The sequence below is a fragment of the Candidatus Aegiribacteria sp. genome (assembly GCA_021108435.1).
In the GTDB taxonomy this organism is placed as follows: Bacteria; Fermentibacterota; Fermentibacteria; order Fermentibacterales; family JCC-6; genus Aegiribacteria.
Genome location: JAIOQY010000191.1, coordinates 1 through 4,301 on the forward strand (window position 1 = coordinate 1; position 4,301 = coordinate 4,301).

Annotated in this window: 5 protein-coding genes; 2 read left to right on the forward strand and 3 right to left on the reverse strand. The window is 47.5% G+C overall.

Annotated elements, in window-relative coordinates; all coding sequences use genetic code 11:
* Positions 1-368: 368 nt before the first annotated feature.
* From K8R76_11520 to tsaA, 3 genes are all read right to left on the reverse strand, one after another.
* Complete coding sequence (locus tag K8R76_11520) at positions 369-1,520, reverse strand: hypothetical protein (GenBank protein ID MCD4848803.1); 1,152 nt, start codon at positions 1,518-1,520, stop codon at positions 369-371.
* Positions 1,521-1,561: 41 nt separating this feature from the next.
* Positions 1,562-2,020, reverse strand: coding sequence for a hypothetical protein (locus tag K8R76_11525; protein MCD4848804.1), 459 nt, complete (start codon positions 2,018-2,020; stop codon positions 1,562-1,564).
* A gap of 72 nt (positions 2,021-2,092) precedes the next feature.
* A complete protein-coding gene (gene tsaA, locus K8R76_11530) occupies positions 2,093-2,536 on the reverse strand; it encodes a tRNA (N6-threonylcarbamoyladenosine(37)-N6)-methyltransferase TrmO (GenBank protein MCD4848805.1) in 444 nt (147 codons plus the stop codon).
* Between the two features lie 252 nt (positions 2,537-2,788).
* Between tsaA and K8R76_11535 the strand changes: the two genes are divergently transcribed.
* Together K8R76_11535 and K8R76_11540 are read left to right on the forward strand one after the other, a co-directional pair.
* Positions 2,789-3,019, forward strand: a complete 231-nt coding sequence (locus K8R76_11535) for a sulfurtransferase TusA family protein (GenBank protein MCD4848806.1) — start codon at positions 2,789-2,791, stop codon at positions 3,017-3,019.
* Between the two features lie 81 nt (positions 3,020-3,100).
* Positions 3,101-4,291 carry a YeeE/YedE family protein gene (locus K8R76_11540; protein ID MCD4848807.1) on the forward strand — a complete coding sequence of 397 codons (1,191 nt, stop codon included), beginning with the start codon at positions 3,101-3,103 and terminating at the stop codon, positions 4,289-4,291.
* Positions 4,292-4,301: the final 10 nt, after the last annotated feature.

The following is a 4,301-nucleotide window of genomic DNA, read 5'->3' on the forward strand; positions in this document are numbered from 1 at the left end:
TAGAACACCTGTACCCAATGGAGTATACCTTCTTCATTGCAGCATCGGTTCTGAGGTCAGCACCGGGAGTTTTGTCGTGATGAGGGATTAGTAGAATCGCTAAGAGCCCCGTCTCCCGGAAAGGGGGCGGGGTTTCAGATCAGCGATCCAATATGGGAAGTTCAACCGACCCGGTTCATGGATATAAAACCAGTGTGGATTTTCAGCAGGATGAACTTACATGCGGCCTCTACTTCATTGTATTACGTTCAGGATCCGACATACTGACGGAAAGGTGTGTGCAAGCAGTAGTAGATAATGCTGAATTACTTGCGCTTCCTGTTAATGCAAGCACTGCTTTGAAGAAAAGCATGTTTGGGAAGTAAGTTTCAGTATTTGAAGGAGAACAGCTCACTGTAAGGCAAGAGAGTACCCCAAAGGGGATTCCACCATAGAATCTCTCCTCCCCTGGAGTAAATACGGAACCTGTCCAGTATCGGTGCGGTATTGGGATCTCCCTCTCCACCGGGTCTGTGTACCTCTCGCACAGCTATGTCATAGTAATCCCGCCAGGCGCCTTCTGGAAATCCGTCGAGGTATTCAATACCAAATGAGATGTTCTCTATTGTATCGGTACCGTATACACTATCTTCAAGAAGCCTTTCCAGCAGGTATCCAATAGCCTCATGACGGGAATCCGCAACCTTCGGTATTGAGGATTCTCTTGCCTCTTCAGGGATATTCATCCAGCTGTTCGGCATCTCTCCGTAGAAATTTCTCGCTCTCAGGCCATACTCAAGAGTTTCGTTGCGAACTGCAACCCAGAAATCCATATCTCCCCTTCTGTCACCGGGGTCGGGAAGACTGTGAAGAAGGATATACTCACCTGGAGATTCTAGTACAGTAACATCCAGCTTCGAGGCTCCTTCGCGAATGAAAGCCGATACTCGTTCATATTCACCTGCAGCATCCAGCGGTTCCTCGAAGCCTCTCAATTCAATAGTTCCGGCGTAAATATCCTCCCACTCATCAATAATCCAGCCCGGAGGAGTTGAGATGATCTGAACAGGCAGCTCCCATTCATCCCCGGAGCCATGTGTCTTCCATTCGGTTCCCCAGCCTTCCGGTACTACTGACTGGTGCGTGAAATCCTGTGTAGGAGGCATAAGACCCGTCAGGTCCGAAAGAATCCCAAGAGCAGGCAATGTTGTTATACGGACAGGATCATCTGAAACCAGTATTGAATAAATATCGGGATACTTCCATAGCAGGCGGCATGCCGCGATTGAAGCGTCTTCCTCAGAATCAAACGGGCCATTATAAACAAGCCAGCCCTCGTATTCTGAAAGAGAATTCCAGTCCGGGATCCAGAGGTAGTCTGCATGATCACATCCGCAGGCTGCGAGTTCATTCAGAAGTGTTTCGGCATCTGTCTCATTCGTTACAACCTCACAGGCATTTACCCATCCTCTGGTACCTGTATCCGCAAAAGCATGAACGGTGAGCACCAGAATCACGACCGGTATGAAAACCGTCCTCATATCAGCACCTCCGAATCGATCCTGCTTTTCTCGCAGGTATTTCAGGGCAGTGGAACCATATCCTGATCAATATTGAACATATTACCTTCAATATTCACGTTTTCCACTTCCTGCCCAAGTTCTACTTCAATAAATATGGGTTCTATAATACCCTTTTCATTGTATCGGGTGTAAAATCCGCCTACCCAGACACCACTGGATTCTCTGTCTGTCCATGCAAACACAGTGTAGGTTCCTGTTTCGCAGACAGTTATCGTAAATGGAATTTCGGCGGTATAGTCAAAAGAACCATGAGTGTAGACCGCAAATGTACTATTCGTATCCACATTCCTGGCATAGACATATATGGGTGGAAACCAATCTGACGGATAACCTGTGATGCGTCCTGAGATAATCGCGGTTGAAGCGGAAGCCTGACCTTCAGATGCTTCAGCAATACCGCTAACGACTGCAAACATACATATCAGAATCGAGGAAAATACTCTGTTCCCGAAAAACATAGTTTCTCTCCTTTCGAAATGTTTCTGTCAGATAGAATGTAGAAGATTTATTCCCCATCTTCTGATTCTGATTTACCGATCTTTTAGCCATCCTTCCCCCGGATCAGGTTTTGAATCCTTCTTTGTATACGGTTTTATGTCTATCAGAGGTGTTCCGTCAAGAACGCTCAACCCGGAGGTAAAAATCCTGTTTCCATCAATACGAAGAATTCTCGCGACATCGAGCCCGATTGGATTCGGCCGGTTGGGAGATCTGCTGGCAAACAGACCTACAGTACCGCCGCTGAGGGAAGGTGGATGAGCAATGTTTGAGCCGTTGTAACCCTTTACTCTGTCCATGTGGAAAAGAACGATGATATACCTGAAATACTCAAGATCTTCGAGGGCTGTTTCGTATTCCGGCAGCAGCTCCAGAACGAAGGGCCCTTTCGGATCATCCTCTCTCGCTTGAAAAGGAGCCATATCAGAATAGGGTGTGTGTATTGTTCCTATAGCCCTGTAAATTATTTCATTCATAGACACATTTATTCCATTATCCTGAATTCACGAGCCATCTTCTTTGGAATTCCCAGACGGTATAATAAGACGCGAATAGTACTCAAGCCATCCCGAGCATTCCGTCTTGAGTGATCCTGCCACTTGAGAAACAGGTTTTCGGAGACTTGACAATGATTCCCGTGATGTTAAAATTTGTAATTCATCTAAGTGCAAGTTCGTTCTGTGTATGCTAAATCGTTGTAATATGAGTTGAACAAGAAAGGGGGAACTATGAAAGGTGATGTGATTCTGGATTGCAAGGGGTTGTCGTGCCCTATGCCGATTCTGAAGCTCGCGATGGCCATCAAGAAGCTTGAGGATGGAAAGGTAATCGAGATGTACGGTACTGATCCTGGATCAAAGGACGATGTACCTGCCTGGTGCGAGAGGACTGGCAATAGTCTTCTAGAGGTGGTCGAGGTCGAAGACGGGTTTACATTCTTCATCCGTCGCGGAGAATAGGTTCACAATTCATCATGTCAGAGCGGCGTGGAGGGGATCGAATTGCCTCTGAAGACTGCTTGATTATCTAAGGAGATAACAATGAGTGAATCCGGTTCGAAGAAAAAAGGAAGTCTGCGCGAACTGTACGATATCTTCTTCTCTAAATCATGGCCTATGTGGGTGGGTGGAATCCTGCTCGGGGTGGGAAACATCTGCCTGTTCATAGTTCTGAAGCCCTGGGGTGCCTCAGGGGGAGTCAAGAACTGGGGGGATAATCTATTCAACCTGATGGGCGGGGAATTCGCCAACATGGGGGCGATCAATCTATTCCCATACTCCGTTCTGTGTATCCTGTTAATAATGGGTGCGTTTGCCGGAGCCCTCTTTTCCAAACAGTTCGCTCTCAGATTTCCTCCTTTAGGTGAACTATTTAAGGGGCTTATTGGAGGCCTCCTGATGGGGCTTGGAGCCGTAGTCGGTGTATCCTGTACCATCGGCGGTTTTTTCAGCGGCTGGCCTGCACTTTCGCTTGGTGCGGTCGTTTTCACGTTAGGACTCGTAATCGGTACATGGATTGCGGTTAAGTACCTGCTCTTCGAAGTGAATAAATTTCCAAAACTAAGCAGTGGAAAAACCTATTCGATACTTTCCGCCGGAAAGGGCAAGGGATCCTGGCAGCCTTTCCTCGGAGCAGTAGTAGTATTGATAGGTTTAATAATAGCCTTCAGATACACCGGTACCAGCAGTGTACTCGCATGGTACGCAGCCATTGGTCTTTTCTTCGGTATGGTCTGTCAGCGGTCACGATTTTGTGTTGTCAGGGCATTGCGTGAGCCATTCATGTCCGGCAGCTCTGTTCCCGCAGTCGCGGTAATGGCGGGTATTCTGGTTTCGATGTTCGGTTTTGTCGTAATCAAGTTCATGGGTGTCAGGGGCGATATGATATGGGTTTGGCCGCACTTCTGGGTACCTGCCATCGTCGGAGGAACGATCTTCGGATTTGGAATGACCATTGCAGGTGGATGCACGGTTGGTTCTCTCTGGCGCGCCGGAGAAGGACACATCAAACTCTGGGCATCCATTGTCGGTATGATTGTTGCAATGCCTTTAACGGCGAAATTCATTAAACCTGCTTTCTTCGATGCGCTGCCTGACAGCATGAAGCAGATGTTTTTCCTGCCGGAAAAGATTGGCTATGGAGCAGCAGTTGGTGTATTCCTGGTAATTATACTTCTCTGGTATCTCTTCGTGAAATGGAACGAACGGACAGGTAAGTTCTCCGCGTATTAGAGGAAACAAC